The sequence below is a fragment of the Curtobacterium sp. TXMA1 genome (assembly GCF_020162095.1).
Classification (GTDB): Bacteria; Actinomycetota; Actinomycetes; order Actinomycetales; family Microbacteriaceae; genus Curtobacterium.
Genome location: NZ_CP083910.1, coordinates 300,821 through 318,354, shown reverse-complemented (window position 1 = coordinate 318,354; position 17,534 = coordinate 300,821). Strand labels below are relative to the sequence as shown.

The following is a 17,534-nucleotide window of genomic DNA, read 5'->3' as shown; positions in this document are numbered from 1 at the left end:
CCGTCCTCAGCACCCGGATCCGCTAGGTGGACGAGATACCAGACGGGTTACCCTGAACGACATGTCGACGCAGGAGATCACGGAGGCGTCGGGGTACTGGTTCCCCGACGACGACGCCACTCAGCGCGGTGTCGCCGTGCTGAACGCCCTGCGCCGCTACCGAGCGGCCGAGACCGCCATGCGGCGGCGGACCCGTGACTCGATGGGCATGGGCGAGACCGACCTGCTCGCCGTCCGCTACCTGCTGCAGGCCCAGCGCGCCGGACGGATCGTCAAGCCGAAGGACCTGGCCGCCTACCTGAAGATCTCGTCGGCGTCGACCACGATCCTGATCGACCGGCTCGTGAAGTCGAACCACGTCCGTCGCGACCCGCACCCCACCGACCGTCGCGCCCTCGTGATCACCCCGACGACGGAGACCGACGACGAGGTCCGGGCCACCCTCGGCGTCATGCACCGGCGGATGATGTCCATCGCCGAGGGGCTGTCCGCCGACGACGCCCGCGTGGTCGCGACCTTCCTCGAGCGGATGCGCGACGCGGTCGACCAGGTCGACCCCGCACCGGACCACTGAGCACCGAGCACCGAGCACCGAGCGCTGAGCGACACCGGCGACGGAGCAGACGGACCCCACGGGGGACGCCCGGGTGCACGTGCACTGAGAGCGCCCGCCGCGCGACCGCGTAGACCGGAAGGGTCACCGACCGCGAAAGGAGCCGATCATGCACGCATCGGACAAGCTCGCCGCCAACCTCCAGGCCGTCCTGGTGGACCTCATCGACCTGCACCTGCAGGGCAAGCAGGCGCACTGGAACATCCTCGGCCACAACTTCCGCGACCTGCACCTGCAGCTCGACGAGATCGTCGACGCGGCGCGTGAGTTCGCCGACGACACCGCGGAGCGCATGCGCGCCCTCTACGCGATCCCGGACGGCCGCTCGGCCACGGTCGCTGCCGGCACGCACCTCGACGCCTTCCCCGACGGCGAGATCGACACGCACGACGCGATCGACGTCATCACCCTGCGGCTCTACCAGACGACGGGCACCATGCGCGACGTGCACGACGAGGTCGACGACGAGGACCCGACGACCGCCGACCTGCTCCACGGCTTCATCGAGCGCCTCGAGCAGCTCGCCTGGATGGTCTCGGCCGAGAACCGCGAACCGCGGACCCCGCTCGCAGCGGCCACGACCCCGGCCGTCGCCGAGGCGTCCGAGCACGAGTAGGGACGAGACGTGGACCTCGGCATCACCGGCAAGGTCGCGCTCGTCTTCGGTGGCGACTCCGGCATCGGCTGGAACACGGCTCGCATCCTCCTGGCGGAGGGTGCGACCGTGGTCGTCACCGATCTCGACCAGGGCCGGCTCGACACCAGCGCCGACCAGCTCGAGGCGCCGCACGGCAAGCTGTTCGCCTTCGCCGCGGACGTGACGAAGGCCGATTCCCTCGCCGCGCTGCACGAGAAGGTGCGCGACGCCGTCGGCGAGATCGACATCCTCGTGCAGTCCTCCGGCATCACGGGCGCGCAGGGGATGTTCCACGAGATCGACGAGCAGGGCTGGCTCGACACCATCGACGTCGACCTGATGGGCCCCGTGCGGATCACGCGCGAGTTCATCGGCGACCTGCGGAACGGCGGCTGGGGTCGCATCGTGTACCTCGTCTCCGAGGACGCCTCGCAGCCGTACGACGACGAACTGCCGTACTGCGCCGCGAAGGCCGGCGTGCTGTCGTTCGCGAAGGGCCTCTCGCGCTCGTACGCGTCCGAGGGTCTGCTGGTGAACACCGTCAGCCCGGCCTTCATCCACACGCCGATGACCGACGCCATGATGGACGAGCGCGCGAAGCAGCTCGGCACCTCGTTCGACGAGGCGATCTCGAGCTTCCTCGACGAGGAGCGCCCCTACATGGAACTCGGACGCCGCGGGGAGCCCGAGGAGGTCGCGAACGTCGTCGCCTTCCTCTGCTCCGACCTGGCGAGCTTCGTCAACGGGTCGAACTACCGGGTCGACTCCGGCTCGGTCGCCACCATCTAGGAGAACCATGACCGACTTCCGCTACCTGATCGTCGGAGGCGGGATGGTGGCCGACGCCGCTGCCCGCGGGATCCGCGAGATCGACGCCGACGGCTCGATCGGCATCGTCAGCGAGGAGACCGACCGCCCGTACGCCCGTCCGGCGCTGTCGAAGAAGCTCTGGACCGACCCGGAGTTCAGCTGGGACGAGAAGGTCGACCTGCACACCGAGGAGACCGGCGCGACGTTCGTGCTCGGGACCAGGGTGACGGCGATCGACCGCCAGGCGAAGACCGTGACGACGGACGACGGCCAGACCCACGGCTACGAGCGACTGCTACTCGCGACCGGCGGGAAGCCGCGCGGCCTGCCAGGCCTGTCCCCGTCGTCTCGGGTGCTCGACTACCGCAGCGCCGACGACTACCGCAGGCTCCGCGAGCTCGCCGACGCCGGAGCGCACGTCGCCGTCGTGGGCGGCAGCTACATCGGCACCGAGATCGCCGCGGGCATCGTGCAGAACGGCGCCCGGGTGACCCTGGTGACGCCGGACGAGGTCCTCGGTGGACACATGTTCCCGGACGACCTCGCGCGTGCGTTCCAGCAGCGGTTCGTCGACCACGGTGTCGAGCTCCGCACCGGGAGCCGCGTCGAGCAGGGCACCGAGTCGGACGGCGGGGTGTCCCTGACGCTCGACGACGGGTCGGTCCTCGAGGCCGACGCGGTCGTCGCCGGACTCGGCATCGACCCGCAGACGCAGCTCGCCGCCGACGCCGGTCTCACCGTGCGCGACGGCATCGTGGTGTCGTCGACGCTCGTGACCGACGACGAGTCGGTGTTCGCCGCGGGCGACGTCGCCGAGTACCCGGACCGCATCCTCGGCACGCGTCGGGTCGAGCACGTCGACAACGCGAAGGAGCAGGGCCGTCAGGTCGGGCGGAACCTCGCCGACGCGGACGAGACCTACGACCACACGCCGATGTTCTACTCGAACGTGTTCGACACGGGCTACGAGGCCGTCGGACAGGTCTCGACCGAGCTGCAGACCGTCGAAGACTGGCAGGAGCCGCTGACCACCGGCGTCGTCTACTACCTGGACGACGACGACACGGTGCGTGGCGTGCTGCTGTGGAACGTCTCCGACAAGACCGACGAGGCGCGGAAGGTGCTCGCCGACGCGCACGGTCTGACGCGGGACATGCTGCCGGGGCGCATCACGCCGTGACGTCCGCGTCCGCTCCGTGAGTGTGCCGCGAGAGCGACAGTGTCCGCCCGGAGTTCGGGCGGACACTGTCGCTCTTGCGGGTCTGACGGGGCCTACCACCCTCCGCGACGCACGTCAGCGCTGGTCGCGCACCTCGGGTGCGACGTCGTCGACCACCTCGCGGCGGTCGTGCGGATCCACGGGGATCCCGTCGCCGTCCGCCATCGCGACCGCGTGCGCGGACTTCGCCCGCTCCAGCTGCTCGTCGTCGCCCTTCGCCATCCCGAACAGCTCGATGAAGCGCGACTTCACGACCAGCCAGGCGTCCTTCGGACCGAGCCGCGCGAGGTCGGACGACGTCGTGTCGTCGCGCACCCGCTGCAGCGAGCCGACGCCGCGGTCGGTGATCCGACCGTCGACGAGCGCCACGGCGAGCCGGGCGACCGCGTCCGCCTGCGCGTGCATGACGGAGTGGGCCCCGTCGACGACCTCGCGCAGCACCGCGTGCGGGAACACCCGCGCCAGCGACCGGACCCAGTCGCGCGGCACCAGGGCGTCGTGCTCACCGCGGACGATGAGCGTCCGGGCCTGCACCTCGGCGGCGCGGTCCTCGATCGGGAACGCGATCATCCGGGGCAGCACCTTCCGGAACCAGTGCCAGCCGCACAGCGCGTACGCGGTGATCCCGTGCCAGCGGACCGCGGCAGGCTCGTGCAGGGACGACCGCAGGAAGCGGAACGCCGACGTCGGGATGCTCCTGGCGCGACTGTCGACCACCGGGCTGATCAGCACGAGGTCGCGGATGTGCGGGTTGCGCGCAGCCACCTCGGTGACCACCTGTGTGCCCATCGAGTGGCCGACGAGCACCGGGTCCTCGAGCCGCAGCTCACGGATGACCTCCTCGACGGCGTCCGCGTACCGCTCGATCGACACCGCGCCCCGGAACCGCGGGACCCCGGCGAAGCCCGGCAGGTCGAGGGCGTGCACCGGGCCGTTCTCGTTGAGGTGCGGCGCGAGCCGCTCGTAGTAGGTGGCGGCGATCCCGAGACCCGCCACGAGGACGAACGCCCGGTCGCCGGGGTGCCCGATCGAGCTGACGCGGACGTAGGTGCCGTCGACGGCGATCCGGTCCACCTCGACCTGCACGTCGGCGTCCTCGGCACGCGCCAGCGCACCGGCGGGGTCGGGAGCGGGCGGTGGGTTCCGGTCGTCCTGTTCGTCCACGAGGCCTCCTGGGATCGGCGACCTCCTACGGTACCCGCGGTTCAGCCGCCGAACGCGGACGCCGGAGCGCCGTGCACCCGTGTGGGCACCGCGAAGACCGCGCCGGAGTGCGGGTACTGCTCGAGCTGTTCCTCGGTGCTGTTCTCCCGCGCGGTGCCGACGAAGAGCGTCGACCGGTCCGGGCCACCGAACGCCACCGACGTGACGTTCGGCGCCGGTACCTCGACGGTCTCGAGGTGCCGGCCCTCGGCGTCCCACCGCTCCACGCGACCAGCCCCGTAGACCGCCGTCCAGAAGCAGCCCTCGTCGTCGCGCACCAGTCCGTCGTGCGCAGCGCCGCTGACGAACGGCTCGAGCTCGCCGAGGTCACCCTCGGGGCCGTACGAGCCGCGGTAGATCGTCGAGGTGCTCGTGTCCGTGACGTACATGACGCTGCCGTCGGGCGACCACTCGATGCCGTTCGTCACGCCGAAGCCGCCGCGGAGCACCCGTGTCGTGCCGTCGGGCTCGATCGAGTACAGCGCTCCCGCGGGGTCCTGGTCCGAGAGGTCCATGCTGCCGACGAGGAACCGGCCGAACGGGTCGCACTTGCCCTCGTTGAACCGCATCTCGGTGGTCGCGTGGTGCACCCGGACCAGTTCGCGCTCGACCACGCCGCGCTCGTCGGTGAGCACCACCGTGTCGCCGAGTGCCGCGACGAACCCGCCGGCGGCGCGGGGCTGGAAGCTCGCCAGGGGCGGCGGCAGCGCGACGCTCGACTCGACGGTGCCGTCCGCGCGGGCGGTGGTGAGCAGCCCGAGGGTGATGTCCGTCCAGCGGAGCCGCTCCGTGGTCGGATCCCAGACGATGCTCTCCGCGAGCACGGCCTGTTCGTCGCAGAAGACGGTCACGGGCCCGGTCACGGCGTCGGTGTGCATGGGTCCCGGTCTACCGGGAGCGGCGTACACGGCCTGCCAGCGAAATGCGGAGCATTCACGGCCGAGGGACCCCGAGTGGCACGTTCGACGGGTGATCTGTCCACTGCACGCCTGGGGCGACGAGAGCATCCGGTCGACGGGCTGGAGCGGTCCCGCGTACATCCTCGGGGCGTCCGTCGTCGACACCGACGACGCGGCGACGACGCGGGAGACGCTGCGGACGCTCCGACCGACGCGAGGCAAGCTGCACTGGCACGACCTCGGCCACCGCGAACGAGATCGGGTCGAGACCGCGATCGCCGCGCTGCCCGCACGACACCTCGTCGTCATCGGCATGCCGACCGATCTCCGGCGGGAGGAACGCGCCAGAGCCGTCTGCCTCGAGCGCCTCGGGTGGGAACTCGCCGTCCTCGGCGTCTCGGTCCTGACGTTCGAGCGTCGAGCAGCAGCGCTGGACGCCCGTGATCTCCGGGTCGTCGAGGCGCTCCGCGGCCGACGAGTGATCCCCTCGTCGCTGCGGATCGAGCACGGCGATCCACGCTCCGAGCCGCTGCTGTGGTTGCCGGACCAGGTCCTCGGTGCCATCGGACGAGCGGTCACCGATGCCCGGCCCCTACCGGTACCCCTGGCGAGCGCCGTCCAGACGTTCGAGGTCGAGCCCTGACGCGCGGACGACCCACGGACAGCGCTGGAGCCGGGACCTGGTATACCCCAGGTGCACCGGCTCCGACTTCTCATCCCCCCAGCAGGAGGCGAGCTGCTTCCAACATATCAGAGGCGCGCGAAGCGGGCGCGGAAGAAGCTCCAGACGCCGTAGGCCAGGAAGGCGACGCCGATCGCGACGAGCAGCGCCGACCCGGCGGGGAGCTGCCGCACCGCGTCGAACGCCCCGTCGAGGCCGGTCGCCTGGCCGGGATCGCTCCGGAAGCCCGCCACGGCGATGAGCACGCCGACGACGACCACTGCCAGCCCCTTGCCGACGTACCCGACGACGGCGAGCACGGTGACCGGTCGGTCCAGGCTCCGCGGCGGTCGGACGATGTGCTTCCGGAACGAGCGACGGCACCCGATGACGACGAGTCCGATGCCGATCGCGATCGCGACGGCCGCCGCGGCGAGCAGCAGGAACACCCCACCGGGCGTCGCGAGCGCGCGGGCGGCGGCGCTCCGGCTCGATCCGCTCGAGCTCTTCCCCACGCCGAGCGCGAACGTCGCGGCGGAGTACGACACGACGCCGTACACGATCGCCTTGCCGACGTCCTTCGCCCGGGCGGCCCACCCGCGGGCACTGTCGGACCGGCCGCCGACGACGGCCTCGAGCAGGAGCCGCAGGGTGAGCGCGGCGGTCCCGACGGCGACGGCCCAGAGCAGGACGACGCCGCCGGGCACCCTAGCGAGCTGCTCGAGCGCACCGGACTGGTCGGTCTCGCTGCCCGAGGACGCGTTCCCGAAGCCGAGGAGCACGACGAGCCAGCCGATGAGCAGGTGGACGACACCGCTGCCGACGTAGCCGGCCCGCGCCGTCAGCTCGAACCACCTGCTGTCGGCGACGCGTCGCGCCTGTCGTCCGGTCTCGCGTGCCGCTCGTTCCGCCTGGTCGCTCATCCCCTCGAGCCTGCCCGCCGCACGGTCCGCTGTCCGCCGCGGTGCGCGCCGGGACCGGTGCGAGACGGGACCGGCTCGAGACGGGCCGCGGCCGACGTCGGACGGGAGGCGCGTGGCGGCCCCGGCCACGCGCCTCCCGTCCGCGGTCAGTCACCCTTGACGTTGACGACCTGCCGCAGCGTGTGCCGGATCGTCACCAGGTCGGCGGCGTCCGCCATCACCTGGTCGATCGGCTTGTACGCCGCGGGGATCTCGTCGAGGAACGCGTCGGTATCGCGGTACTCGATCCCCGCCATCGCCTCGCGCAACTGCTCGTGCGTGAAGGTCCGCCGGGCAGCGGAGCGCGAGAACAGACGTCCGGCCCCGTGCGGCGAGGACTCGAGCGACGGCTTGTTCCCGAGCCCCTCGACCACGTACGACGCGGTGCCCATGGACCCCGGGATGAGGCCGGGCTGTCCCGCCGCCGCCTGGATCGCCCCCTTGCGGGACACCCACACGCTCTTCCCCCAGTGCGTCTCGCGCTGCGTGAAGTTGTGGTGGCAGTTGATCCGCTCCTGCTCGTCCACGGGCTGGCCGAGCACCTCGGACAGCTGCCGGACGACCCGGTCCATCATCTCCTCGCGGTTGAGCAGGGCGAAGTGCTGCGCCCACCGGAGCTCGGCGATGTACCGGTCGAACTCCGGCGTGCCCTCGACGAGGTAGGCCAGGTCGGGGTCCGGCAGCTCGATCCACCAGCGCTGCATCAACCGCTTCGCGACCGCGATGTGCCGCTGCGCGATCTTGTTGCCGACGCCCCGCGAGCCGGAGTGCAGGAACAGCCAGACCCGGTCCTGCTCGTCGAGCGAGACCTCGATGAAGTGGTTGCCCGAGCCGAGCGTGCCGAGCTGGTTCCGCCATCCGCCGTGCGCCCCGGCGGGGTCGAAGCCGGCGGCCTCGGCCATCGTCTCGAGCTCGGCGATCCGCGGCTCGGCGGTGGCGACGACCTTGCGGTTCGACGCTCCCGCCGACAGCGGGACGGCGCGTTCGATCTGCTCACGCAGCGGCTGCAGGTCGCTCGGCAGGTCGGCCTTCCCGAACTGCGTGCGGACCGCGATCATGCCGCAGCCGATGTCGACGCCGACGGCCGCGGGCATCACCGCCCCGAGGGTCGGGATGACGGAACCCACGGTGGCGCCGAGCCCCAGGTGGGCGTCGGGCATCAGTGCGAGGTGCGGGAACACGAACGGCATGCGGGCCGTCGTGCGGGCCTGCTGCTCGGTGTTCTCCTCGAGCATCGAGGCCCAGCTGAGCAATCGGTCGGTGATCTTCTGCACGGTGTTCGTCCTTCGTCGTGACGGTCGACGACGGCCGGGTGGCCGTCGAGGTGAAGGCCGGGAGGCCGTCGAGGTGACGGCCGGGTGGCCGTCGGGGTGACGGTCCGGGACGGACGTGTCCTGCGCCTCCGACTCCGGTGCGGTGCGGTGCACGTGTGGAGGAACGACGGGATGGACGCCCCGGGCCGGGTGGGCACGGGACGTCCGAGGACGGCGGCGTGCCTACGCGGGTTCGCGGAGGGACTGGTTCGCGTACTGCAGCGCGGGCAGCACGACGAGCGCATCGAGCTGTCGCTCGGTGCGGCTGCTGTGCTGCTGGGCGCGCATCGCGGTCCTTCCGTCGGTGCCCGGGGCGGGCGGCCCTGCCCGTCGGGCAGGAGGACCGACAGTAGTGCGACACGCCCGGGCCGCACAAGTCGCCCGGGCGTGTCGCGCGTATCGCGGGGCTGCTGGGGTCCGTCGAAACGGTCTCTCCTGCACAGGTCTGCGACCTCTCCTGCACAGCCGGGAGGCGCGGCGTGCTCCTTCCACAGCGGGGTACGTCCGGCTGATGGTCGCCTCGTCCCCCCGTGCAGGCTGGTGGTATGACCGAGCGCACCCGCGACACCCCCGACGCGAACGACAACGAGGAACGGACCGACGGCTACGTCCCGCTCCGTTCCTACGGAGCGATCGGTGACGGTCGCACCGTGGCGCTCGTGGCGCGCGACGGTCGGATCGACTGGCTGCCGATCCCCTCGATGGACTCGCCGCCGGTCTTCGCGAGCATCCTCGACGCCGAGCACGGGGGACACATCGCGCTCCGTCCCACCGGGGACGCGAACGTCGAGCGCGAGTACCTCCCGGGCACGAACGTGCTCGTCACCACGTGGACCACCGACAGCGGGTCGTGCACGGTCACCGACGCGATGGTCACCGGTGTCGCCGGTCGACTGCCGTGGGCCGAGATCGGCCGGTGCGTGCAGGGCGTCTCCGGCACGGTGGAGATGGAGTGGGCGGTCGTCCCCGGCACGCTGCTGAACACCGCGGAGCCGAAGCGACTCGACACCGGCAACGGCGCGGTGATCGGCATCGACGGCGTCACGATCGCCATCGTCGAGCACGGCTTCGAGCCCGTCCACGACGACGGCCCGCGGTTCTCCGGCCGGTTCTCGACGACCGAGGGGTCCAAGTCGATCCTGACGATCGTCGGGACCGAGAACGAGCCGATCTTCCTGCCCGAGCCGGAGCGCACGCTCGACGCGGTCGACCGGACCATCGCCAACTGGGCGACCTGGTCCGAGGAGTTCTCCTACGACGGCCCGTGGTCGGACGCCGTGCAGCGCAGCGCGCTCGCGCTCAAGCTGCTCATCTACTCCCCCACGGGTGCGATCGCCGCGGCACCGACGACGAGCCTGCCCGAGGACCGCACCGGCGGGAAGAACTGGGACTACCGCTTCGCCTGGGTGCGCGACCTGTCCTACACGGTGCACGCCCTGACGCGCTTCGGGCTCCGCGAGGAGACGCACGCGGCGGTGTCCTGGGTGATGCGCACCATCGCCGAGCACGACGAGACCATGCCGATCTTCTACGAGCTCGACGGTTCGAAGACCGACGGGGTCGAGGAACGCGACGTCCCCGGGTGGAAGGGGATCGGCCCGGTGACGATCGGCAATCGCGCCGGCGACCAGCTGCAGCTCGGCGTCTGGGGTGACGTCTTCGAGATCCTCCGCCAGTACGTCGCCGCGGGCAACGTGCTCGACCGGCAGACGGCCTCGGTGCTCGAGCGACTCGCGAACGACGCCTGCCACCGCTGGGAGGAACCAGACTCCGGCATGTGGGAGCTGACGGACACGCAGCACTACGTGACGAGCAAGATCGGCTGCTGGCAGGCCCTCGACGCCGCGGTGGAGCTCCACGACAAGGGCATGATCGACGGGCCGCGCGAGAAGTGGATCGAGAACCGCGAGCTCATCGAGCAGTGGGTCGCCGAGCACGGGTGGGACGAGGAACGCGGGTACTACGTGATGTACCCGGGGTCCGACGCCCTCGACACGTCGATCCTGCTGCACGCGATGTCGTCGTTCGACCGCGGCCCCCGCATGGCGTCGACCATCCGCGCCATCGAGGAGCAGCTGCAGCGCGGCCCGCTCGTCTACCGGTACTCCGGCATCGAGGACGAGGAGTCCCCCTTCGTCGCCTGCTCCTTCTGGCTCGCGGCGGCGATGGCCTGCACCGGCCGCGTGGACGATGCCCGGGCGCTGATGGACGAGATGGTGGCGCAGGCGAACGACGTCGGACTGTTCAGTGAGATGCTCAGCGCCGAGGACGGCGCCTTCATGGGCAACATCCCGCAGGGGCTGTCGCACCTGGCGCTGATCCAGGCCGCGCTGACGATCGAGGAGGTCGCGGCCGAGTCCTGAGCGGGCACCAGAGCCGGGCGGATCCGGGCACCCGGGTCCCTCGTCCGGCGGGTTCGCGACCCGCTCAGCCCAGGGTGATCGCCACGAGGCCGGCCACGCCGACCAGGTAGAGCACGACCACGACGAACGAGTCGACCCCCATCCCGATGATCCGCCGCTGCGGTCGGAACACCAGGCCGACCGCGTAGACGAGGGTCAGCAGCGCGGCCAGCGCGGTCAGGTACACGTCGCTCGCGTTCGCCTGCGGGAGCACGGCCCTGCCGGAGAGCACGGTGGCGACGAGGAACAGCACCGGCAGGAAGGCGTTGCCGCCGAAGATGTCCGACACGGCCAGGTTGTCGTCACCCTGCCGGACGGCCTGGATGCCGGTGGAGATCTCCGGCAGGCTCGTGGCGAGGGCCAGGACGGTCGCACCGAAGAGCACCCCGGACAGCCCGATCTGCTCCGAGGCCGCGTCGCCGGCGCGTTCGAGCACCACACCGGCCACGAGCGTCGCCAGGGCGGACACCGTGAAGACGATCGCCGCCTTCCGCGTGCTCATCCGGGGTGGGTCCTGCTTCCGGGTGCGGTGTCCCGAGGTGTGCGGCGAGGCGTCCGGCGCACGCCCGTCCTCGTGCCAGGGCAGCCCCCTGCCGGCGCGCTGCACGAGCAGGAGACCGACGACCCAGATCGCCGCGATGAGCACCACGTCCGGCGTGAGACGAGCGACGACGAGGTCCGGCGGGAGCTGGCTCCCCGCGACGACGACGGCGAGCACCGCCACGACGACGATCGCCTCGAGCACGAGGGTCAGGGACGCAGCGCGGTGTGTCAGCGGTCGTACGCCCTTCCCGCGCTTGCCGAAGGCGTCGAGGATCGCGATCACGACCGTCTGCAGGGCGATGCCGCCGAGGATGTTGCCCGCGGCGACCTCGATGTTCCCGGACAGCCCGGCGCTGACGGTGATGGCGATCTCGGGCAGGTTCGTCGCGACGGCGAGCACGATGAGGCCCCCGAGCGCGCTGCCGAGGTGCAGCCGGTCGTCGAGGACGTCGGTGGTCTTCGAGAGCTGGATGCCCGCGACCCAGATGACCGCGGCGCCGGCCACGAAGACCACGACGAGCAGCCAGAGCGGTAGCGATCCCATGCCCTCGACCGTGGACCCCGCCTGCCGGGACCGCTCCGAGGCACGCGTCGAGCGGCTCAGCCGCTCCGTCGGACGGGGAGGTCGTCCGCCGCTGAGCACACCGTCGGGGGTGCGGCGCATGATGGACGGGCGATGAACGACGTCGACGCACGCATGGACCGGTTGCGACGAGCTGCCCGGTACCGGTACCAGCAGCTGGTGGACAGCGAGATCGAACGCGGCTCCCTCGACCCGGACGAGGTCCGTGAGGAACGACGTCTGCTCCGACTGCAGGACGTCGAGCGCCACGCACGCGCCCGCATCGAGGAGGCCGAGCGCCGCGGGGTGTTCGAGGGCAACCCGTACCACGGCAAGCCCCTGCCGGGGAACGACGGGCGGCACGACCCGGACTGGTGGATCAAGGCGAAGATCGAGCGCGAGGACATCCGCGGCATCGCGCCACCGGCGCTGGCGCTGCGGACCGAGGACGCCGAGCTCGACGACCACCTCGACGCCCTCACGACCGAGGACGACGTCCGCGCGGTCCTCGTGGACTTCAACGCCCGGGTGAAGGAGGCCCGGCGGCAGCTGCTCGGCGGGCCGCCGGTCGTCACGCCGATGCGCGACGTCGACGCCGAGGTGGGGCGCTGGCGCGAGCGGCGCGACGCCCGTCGCGCTGCGGACGAGCAGGCCGCCGCCGATCGCGCGGCTGCGGAGCAGGCGGCACGGCCGCGGCGGTGGTGGCGGAGGGCGTGACGTGAGGTGCGCGACCGCGTGAGGTGGGCGATCACCTGACCGGGCGTCCCGCGGACCGCGGCTGACATCCAGGAGGCGGGTCGCGCCTCCAGGCCGATCGCCGGTGACGCTGGAGAACGCCGGAAGGCGCCGTCCCCGTGGTCGGGGGCGGCGCCTTCTCGTGGTGGTGCTGGTGCGGTGGTGTGCCGCGGGGTGTTACTTGATCTGCGCCGTGATGGTGGCGGTGCCGACGAGGAGGCCGGCCTTGACGGCGTCGGTCTTGAAGGTCTGGTTCAGCAGGCCCGCAGCGTCCGAGGACACGTGCACGGTGGTGCCGGTCAGGATCGCGTTGTCACCCTCGAGCTGCAGCGGCTTGAGGGTGCCGCCGTGCAGCGAGAACAGGTACGCGTTCGACGCGGCGACCTGACCGTTGACCAGGACGTCACCGTAGAGCTTGGACGAGCCCGGGTTCACGACGAAGTTCTCCAGCGTCACCGTCGTGTCGCCGGCCTTGAGCGTCAGGCCCGAGTCGTCGTGGTTCAGCAGACCCTGCACGTAGGGGCGGTAGTTGCCGTCCGGCGACCAGTACGTGACCGACCCGGCGGTGATCGGGAACGACACCGACCCGTTCTCGAGCTTGGCGTTGCCGGACACACCCGGGGTCAGCCCCAGCGAGGTGAGGGCGTCGGTGAAGCCCGAGTCGAGCGCGACGGCGGTGTTGCCGCCCTTGACCTCCGGCACGGACGCGACCGGGGCGGGGATCTTCGACGACGAGGACGACACCGTCTGCACGTTCGGGGTCGACGCGTTCGCGGTGCTGATGCCGAACGCGGCACCACCGAGGACGAGGGCGCCGGTGGTGGCGAGGGTGATCGAGGTCTTCATGGACTTGCGCATGATGGTTCCTTCCGTTGTCGCGCTCGGCGCGATTCCCTGAGTGCGCGCCGAACACACCCCGAAAAGGGGTGGAGAACCAGCTACCTGCGGCTGGTGAGCGCTCCGGGTGTCTCCCGGCTTGTGACAGTGTTTCGACGCCCTCGTCGGATCGGATTGGACGAAGTTCCTGGGGAGATCCTGTCCCCCACTCCGTAGCGTGAGGGCATGGCCCCCGCACACATCCCGAGCACCGACCGGATCCGGGCGATCGACGCCTGGTGGCGTGCCGCGAACTACCTGACCGTCGGGCAGATCTACCTGCTCGACAACCCGCTGCTCACCCGCCCCATCGACCCGGACGACGTCAAGCCGCGCCTTCTCGGGCACTGGGGCACCTCGCCCGCGCTCAACCTCGTCTACGCGCACTGCAACGCGCTCATCGCCGAGACCGACCGCGACCTGCTCTACGTGTGCGGTCCCGGGCACGGTGGTCCGGCGATGAACGCGAACGCCTGGCTCGAGGGGACCTGGGGCGAGCTGTACCCCGACATCACACCGGACCCCGAGGGCCTGCGGAAGTTCTTCCGGCAGTTCTCCTTCCCCGGCGGCATCCCGTCGCACGCCGCTCCGGAGACGCCCGGCTCGATCCACGAGGGCGGCGAGCTCGGCTACTCCCTCGCGCACGCGTACGGCGCGGCCCTCGACAACCCGGACCTCGTGGTGGCCTGTGTCGTCGGCGACGGCGAGGCCGAGACCGGACCGCTGTCCGGGTCGTGGCAGGCGCACACGTTCCTCGACCCGGTGTCCGACGGGGCGGTGCTGCCGATCCTCAACCTCAACGGCTGGAAGATCGCGAACCCGACGATCCTCGCCCGGATCCCCGACGAGGACCTCACCGCGTACTTCCGCGGCCTCGGGTACGACCCGATCGTCGTCGACTCGGCACGGGTCGACCACGACCCGTTCGCGGTGCACGCGCTGTTCGACGGTGCACTGCGTCGGGCGCTCGCGAGCATCGATGACATCCAGGCCGCGGCGCGTGCGCAGGCGCAGCGGGCCGCAACCGGGCAGCCGGCAGGCGCAGCCGACCTGCGTCCGCGGTGGCCGATGATCGTGCTCCGTACCCCGAAGGGCTGGACCGGCCCGCAGGAGGTCGACGGTGAGCGCGTGGAGGGCACGTTCCGAGCCCACCAGGTCCCGCTGCCCGCGGTCCGCGAGGACGCCGGGCACCGCGAGCAGCTCGAGGAGTGGATGCGGAGCTACCGTCCGGACGAGCTCTTCGACGCCGACGGCCAGCCGACCGGCATCCTCACGACCATCCGCCCGCAGGGCGACCTCCGGATGAGCGCCACCCCGCACGCGAACGGCGGTCGGATCCGCACCGCGCTCGACCGGCCGCCGCTCGAGCCCTACGCGGTGCCGGTCGGCGAGGACGCCAGCTCGACGGCGACGCTGGGGCCGTGGCTCGCCGAACTCACCTCACGCAACGGATCGTCCTTCCGCCTGTTCGGCCCGGACGAGACGATCTCGAACAAGCTCGACGCCGTGTTCGACGTCACCTCGCGCGTGTGGCGGGCGCGCCGGGCCGCCGGCGACGAGCACCTCGGCGCCCGCGGCCGGGTGATCGAGGTCCTGTCCGAGCACCTGCTCGAGGGCCTGCTCGAGGGATACGTCCTGAGCGGCCGCCACGGCCTGCTGAACACCTACGAGGCGTTCGCGCACATCATCGACTCGATGGTCGGTCAGTACGCCAAGTGGCTCGAGTCGTCGACCGACATCGACTGGCGTGCTCCCGTGTCGAACCTGTCGATCCTGCTGTCGTCGCACGTGTGGCGGCAGGACCACAACGGCTTCTCGCACCAGGACCCGGGATTCCTCGACGTCGTCGCCTCGAAGCAGCAGGACCTCGTCCGGATCAAGCTGCCGGCGGACGCGAACACCCTGCTCGCCGTCGCCGCGCACGCCTTCGAGACGACCGACCGGATCGAAGTCATCGTCGCGGGCAAGCACCCGGAGCCGGTGTTCCTGTCGATCGAGGACGCCGTCGCGCACGCAGCGGCGGGACTGGGGGTCTGGGACTGGGCCGGCACGGAGCAGACCGTCGGTCGCGCGGACGTGCTGCTCGCGAGCGCCGGAGACGTGCCGACGGTGGAGGCCGTCGCGGCCGCGGACATCATCCGGAAGCACGCTCCCGAGGTCGGGGTGCGCTTCGTCAACGTCGTGGACCTGCTGTCCCTCGGCGACCCGCGGAAGCACGAGCACCCGATCAGCGACGAGCGCTACGACGAGGTCTTCCTCCCGGGCACCCCGACGGTGTTCGCCTTCCACGGCTACCCCTCGCTGGTGCACCAGCTGACGTACCGCCGGCACGGGCACGACGACCTGCACGTGCACGGCTTCCTCGAGCAGGGCACGACCACATCGCCGTTCGACATGCTCATGCTCAACGAGATGGACCGCTTCTCGCTGGCGCACGACGCCCTGTCGCGGGTCGACGCCGACGCGCACGCTGACCTGCTCGCGAAGCTCACCGAGGCGCGGGACGCCGCGCGGACCTTCGCCTACACGAAGGGCGAGGACCACCCGTCGCTGTCGGGCTGGGAGTTCCGGGGCTGGCCGCAGGACGAGCCGACCGACGGCGGGACCGGGGGCGACCCCGGCGCCGGCGAGACGGAGGGCGCAGCGCCCGGCAACTGACCGCGCGTCACCTGGCTCCTCCTGCGCGCTCTTCCTGCACAGCCTGGAGGCACTCCGCACCGTCCACAGGACCGGTCACGCCCGCCGCGTGGCCGGTCCTGTGCTGTGAGGCTCGACGCATGGACGTCGGATGGGTGAGCGCGGTGGTCGCGCTGGTGGGGGCTGCGGTCGCCGCCGCGAGCGTCGTCGTGACCGTGGTCGAGGGGCGGCGGACGCGGCGGAATACCGAGTTCTCGGTGCACCGGGACCTCTGGTGGCAGCGTTGGACGTGGGTGGTCGAGCGGGCGCTCTCACGAGACCCGGTCGACCACGACGTAGCGGCGCTCATGACCTACGCCCTGGCGACCCGCTCGTGGGTCACCCGCGATGACGAATGGGTCCTGACGGAACTCGAGAAGGCGGAACGACGGCGCCTCCGGAGACGGGGCCCGGCGAAGGAGGACGAAAGAGATGATCACGGATGAGCCCGACGACCTGTTCGAGCGTCGACTCGCCAGGGTCGAGCGAGCTGTCAGGAACCTGCTCGCGGACCCGCACTACGGCCCGCTCGTCGAGCCGGAGGGGCGGCTGGAGTTGCTCGAGGACCTCCGGCAGGAGTGGCGGGAGCGCCAGGAGCGCGCCCGTCGTCGAGCGCTGGAGCACGAGACCGCGAGCACCGAGGGGTGACGTGCCAGGCTGGACCGGTGCAGGACCTCGTCATCCCCGCTCCGGACCAACCCACGGTGCCGACCTCGACCGGCGGGCGGTTCCCCGTCCGTCGCGTGTACTGCGTCGGCCGCAACTACGCGGCGCACGCACGTGAGATGGGTCACGACCCGGACCGCGAACCGCCCTTCTTCTTCTCGAAGCCCGCGAGCGCACTGGTCACCGACGGCGCGGACACCCCCTACCCGCCCGGGACCGACCGGCTCGAGCACGAGGTCGAGCTCGTCGTCGCGCTCGGCCGCAGCGGGTCCGACGTCCCCGTGTCGGACGCCCTCGACCTGGTGTGGGGCTACGGCGTCGGGATCGACCTGACCCGGCGCGACCTGCAGGCCGAGGCGAAGCGACTGGGCCGTCCCTGGGACCTCGCGAAGGGCTTCGACGCCTCGGCTCCGGTGGGCGCCCTCGTCCCGGCGGCGGGTGTCGACCCGACCGCGGGCGCGATCGAGCTCCGGGTGGACGACGAGCTCCGGCAGTCGGGCGACCTGGCGGACCAGATCTGGTCGGTCGCCGAGACCATCGCGGAACTCTCCCGGTGGGTGACCCTGGCCCCGGGTGACCTGCTGTTCACCGGCACCCCCGAGGGCGTCGGGCCGCTGCAGCGCGGTGCCGACGTGGCGGGCTCCGTCCACGGGGTCGGGACGGTGACGACCAGGATCGTCTGACACTCGGGTACGACCGTCCCGGTGCGGTCCCGCTCCCGGTGCTGGCACGCGCCGCTGGGAGCGCCCGCAGCCGT

17 protein-coding genes are annotated in these 17,534 nt (G+C 71.5%); 11 read left to right on the top strand and 6 right to left on the bottom strand.

Features of this window, described 5'->3' with window-relative positions; genetic code table 11:
* Positions 1-61: 61 nt before the first annotated feature.
* From LCG91_RS01680 to LCG91_RS01665, 4 genes are all read left to right on the top strand, one after another.
* Complete coding sequence (locus LCG91_RS01680) at positions 62-574, top strand: MarR family winged helix-turn-helix transcriptional regulator (RefSeq protein WP_224442276.1); 513 nt, start codon at positions 62-64, stop codon at positions 572-574.
* A gap of 148 nt (positions 575-722) precedes the next feature.
* Complete coding sequence (locus LCG91_RS01675; protein ID WP_058749931.1) at positions 723-1,229, top strand: Dps family protein; 507 nt, start codon at positions 723-725, stop codon at positions 1,227-1,229.
* 9 nt (positions 1,230-1,238) lie between these two features.
* Positions 1,239-2,039 carry an SDR family NAD(P)-dependent oxidoreductase gene (locus tag LCG91_RS01670; RefSeq protein ID WP_224442275.1) on the top strand — a complete coding sequence of 267 codons (801 nt, stop codon included), beginning with the start codon at positions 1,239-1,241 and terminating at the stop codon, positions 2,037-2,039.
* Between the two features lie 7 nt (positions 2,040-2,046).
* Positions 2,047-3,240, top strand: a complete 1,194-nt coding sequence (locus LCG91_RS01665) for an NAD(P)/FAD-dependent oxidoreductase (protein WP_224442274.1) — start codon at positions 2,047-2,049, stop codon at positions 3,238-3,240.
* A 114-nt stretch (positions 3,241-3,354) separates the two neighbouring features.
* On the opposite strand, the gene LCG91_RS01660 is transcribed toward LCG91_RS01665, so the two are convergent.
* Together LCG91_RS01660 and LCG91_RS01655 are read right to left on the bottom strand one after the other, a co-directional pair.
* Positions 3,355-4,443 carry an alpha/beta fold hydrolase gene (locus tag LCG91_RS01660; RefSeq protein WP_224442273.1) on the bottom strand — a complete coding sequence of 363 codons (1,089 nt, stop codon included), beginning with the start codon at positions 4,441-4,443 and terminating at the stop codon, positions 3,355-3,357.
* A 41-nt stretch (positions 4,444-4,484) separates the two neighbouring features.
* Complete coding sequence (locus LCG91_RS01655) at positions 4,485-5,360, bottom strand: SMP-30/gluconolactonase/LRE family protein (RefSeq protein ID WP_224442272.1); 876 nt, start codon at positions 5,358-5,360, stop codon at positions 4,485-4,487.
* A 91-nt stretch (positions 5,361-5,451) separates the two neighbouring features.
* Between LCG91_RS01655 and LCG91_RS01650 the strand changes: the two genes are divergently transcribed.
* On the top strand, positions 5,452-6,024 hold the full coding sequence (locus LCG91_RS01650) for a hypothetical protein (RefSeq protein ID WP_224442271.1): 573 nt from the start codon (positions 5,452-5,454) through the stop codon (positions 6,022-6,024).
* 107 nt (positions 6,025-6,131) lie between these two features.
* Here LCG91_RS01650 and LCG91_RS01645 read toward each other — a convergent pair whose 3' ends face one another.
* Entirely contained in the window at positions 6,132-6,965 is an 834-nt protein-coding gene (locus LCG91_RS01645; RefSeq protein WP_058749925.1) for a DUF1206 domain-containing protein, read from the bottom strand.
* 146 nt (positions 6,966-7,111) lie between these two features.
* Positions 7,112-8,278, bottom strand: coding sequence for an RtcB family protein (locus LCG91_RS01640; RefSeq protein WP_224442270.1), 1,167 nt, complete (start codon positions 8,276-8,278; stop codon positions 7,112-7,114).
* 584 nt (positions 8,279-8,862) lie between these two features.
* Here LCG91_RS01640 and LCG91_RS01635 point away from each other — a divergent pair.
* A complete protein-coding gene (locus LCG91_RS01635; RefSeq protein WP_058749923.1) occupies positions 8,863-10,680 on the top strand; it encodes a glycoside hydrolase family 15 protein in 1,818 nt (605 codons plus the stop codon).
* 64 nt (positions 10,681-10,744) lie between these two features.
* On the opposite strand, the gene LCG91_RS01630 is transcribed toward LCG91_RS01635, so the two are convergent.
* On the bottom strand, positions 10,745-11,806 hold the full coding sequence (locus tag LCG91_RS01630; RefSeq protein WP_224442269.1) for a sodium:calcium antiporter: 1,062 nt from the start codon (positions 11,804-11,806) through the stop codon (positions 10,745-10,747).
* 132 nt (positions 11,807-11,938) lie between these two features.
* Between LCG91_RS01630 and LCG91_RS01625 the strand changes: the two genes are divergently transcribed.
* Positions 11,939-12,541 carry a DUF1992 domain-containing protein gene (locus LCG91_RS01625; protein ID WP_058730006.1) on the top strand — a complete coding sequence of 201 codons (603 nt, stop codon included), beginning with the start codon at positions 11,939-11,941 and terminating at the stop codon, positions 12,539-12,541.
* A 195-nt stretch (positions 12,542-12,736) separates the two neighbouring features.
* Here the strand turns inward: LCG91_RS01625 and LCG91_RS01620 are convergent, their stop codons facing one another.
* Positions 12,737-13,417: a hypothetical protein gene (locus LCG91_RS01620; RefSeq protein ID WP_058750528.1), complete on the bottom strand. Its 681-nt coding sequence runs from the start codon at positions 13,415-13,417 to the stop codon at positions 12,737-12,739.
* A gap of 204 nt (positions 13,418-13,621) precedes the next feature.
* Here LCG91_RS01620 and LCG91_RS01615 point away from each other — a divergent pair, with 204 nt between their 5' ends.
* The 4 genes from LCG91_RS01615 (at position 13,622) to LCG91_RS01600 (ending at position 17,460) form a co-directional block, all read left to right on the top strand.
* Complete coding sequence (locus LCG91_RS01615; protein WP_224442268.1) at positions 13,622-16,093, top strand: phosphoketolase; 2,472 nt, start codon at positions 13,622-13,624, stop codon at positions 16,091-16,093.
* A gap of 119 nt (positions 16,094-16,212) precedes the next feature.
* A complete protein-coding gene (locus LCG91_RS01610) occupies positions 16,213-16,557 on the top strand; it encodes a hypothetical protein (RefSeq protein WP_058749920.1) in 345 nt (114 codons plus the stop codon).
* Complete coding sequence (locus LCG91_RS01605) at positions 16,544-16,759, top strand: hypothetical protein (RefSeq protein ID WP_058749919.1); 216 nt, start codon at positions 16,544-16,546, stop codon at positions 16,757-16,759. Before LCG91_RS01610 ends, LCG91_RS01605 begins: the two co-directional genes overlap by 14 nt.
* Positions 16,760-16,776: 17 nt before the next feature.
* Positions 16,777-17,460, top strand: coding sequence for a fumarylacetoacetate hydrolase family protein (locus tag LCG91_RS01600; protein ID WP_224442267.1), 684 nt, complete (start codon positions 16,777-16,779; stop codon positions 17,458-17,460).
* Positions 17,461-17,534: the final 74 nt, after the last annotated feature.

Bases quoted from the DNA above. Each gene is read 5' to 3' on its own strand.
- LCG91_RS01665 (WP_224442274.1), top strand. From the start codon at position 2,047: ATGACCGACTTCCGCTACCTGATCGTCGGAGGCGGGATGGTGGCCGAC.
- LCG91_RS01680 (WP_224442276.1), top strand. From the start codon at position 62: ATGTCGACGCAGGAGATCACGGAGGCGTCGGGGTACTGGTTCCCCGAC.
- LCG91_RS01625 (WP_058730006.1), top strand. From the start codon at position 11,939: ATGAACGACGTCGACGCACGCATGGACCGGTTGCGACGAGCTGCCCGG.
- LCG91_RS01615 (WP_224442268.1), top strand. From the start codon at position 13,622: ATGGCCCCCGCACACATCCCGAGCACCGACCGGATCCGGGCGATCGAC.
- LCG91_RS01675 (WP_058749931.1), top strand. From the start codon at position 723: ATGCACGCATCGGACAAGCTCGCCGCCAACCTCCAGGCCGTCCTGGTG.
- LCG91_RS01620 (WP_058750528.1), bottom strand. From the start codon at position 13,417: ATGCGCAAGTCCATGAAGACCTCGATCACCCTCGCCACCACCGGCGCC.
- LCG91_RS01630 (WP_224442269.1), bottom strand. From the start codon at position 11,806: ATGGGATCGCTACCGCTCTGGCTGCTCGTCGTGGTCTTCGTGGCCGGC.
- LCG91_RS01605 (WP_058749919.1), top strand. From the start codon at position 16,544: ATGATCACGGATGAGCCCGACGACCTGTTCGAGCGTCGACTCGCCAGG.
- LCG91_RS01610 (WP_058749920.1), top strand. From the start codon at position 16,213: ATGGACGTCGGATGGGTGAGCGCGGTGGTCGCGCTGGTGGGGGCTGCG.
- LCG91_RS01635 (WP_058749923.1), top strand. From the start codon at position 8,863: ATGACCGAGCGCACCCGCGACACCCCCGACGCGAACGACAACGAGGAA.
- LCG91_RS01645 (WP_058749925.1), bottom strand. From the start codon at position 6,965: ATGAGCGACCAGGCGGAACGAGCGGCACGCGAGACCGGACGACAGGCG.
- LCG91_RS01655 (WP_224442272.1), bottom strand. From the start codon at position 5,360: ATGCACACCGACGCCGTGACCGGGCCCGTGACCGTCTTCTGCGACGAA.